Source organism: Neisseria sp. P0001.S005 (assembly GCF_051963715.1).
Window position 1 is genome coordinate 1 of the sequence record NZ_JBQCTZ010000605.1, and the last position, 451, is coordinate 451.

Here is a 451-nt window from a genome sequence, read left to right on the forward strand (position 1 = left end):
CGGGTGAAGGGAATCGAACCCTCACCGTAAGCTTGGAAGGCTTCTGCTCTACCATTGAGCTACACCCGCATACTCACTTTTTTGCTCCAAGTAAGAATTTTTGGTGGAGGGAGAAGGATTCGAACCTTCGAAGCTCACGCAACAGATTTACAGTCTGCCCCCTTTGACCGCTCGGGAATCCCTCCAAAAGAGAACGCTAGTTTATTGGCAACTCAGATTTCCGTCAAGATTTTTTTTCATTTATTTCTTTAAAAACATCCAAGATTTTGCTTTTAAACACTATTTATTTGAACTGAATGATTTTTTCGTACTTAGCCATCAGTTCTTCATGCGTTTCAGGATGTTCTTCATCGATCAAGATACAGTCGACAGGGCATACCTGTTGGCACTGAGGCTCATCGTAATGGCCTACACATTGCGTACACAAATTTGGATTGATTTCGTAAATTTC

General features: G+C 41.9%; 1 protein-coding gene and 1 tRNA gene. Both read right to left on the bottom strand.

Annotated features, from left to right (window positions below; translation table 11 throughout):
* Positions 1–101: 101 nt before the first annotated feature.
* A tRNA-Tyr gene (locus ACTHSP_RS21940) sits at positions 102–185 on the bottom strand.
* 98 nt (positions 186–283) lie between these two features.
* A partial coding sequence (locus ACTHSP_RS21945) for a YfhL family 4Fe-4S dicluster ferredoxin (protein WP_440347003.1) occupies positions 284–451 on the bottom strand: 168 nt, incomplete at its 5' end.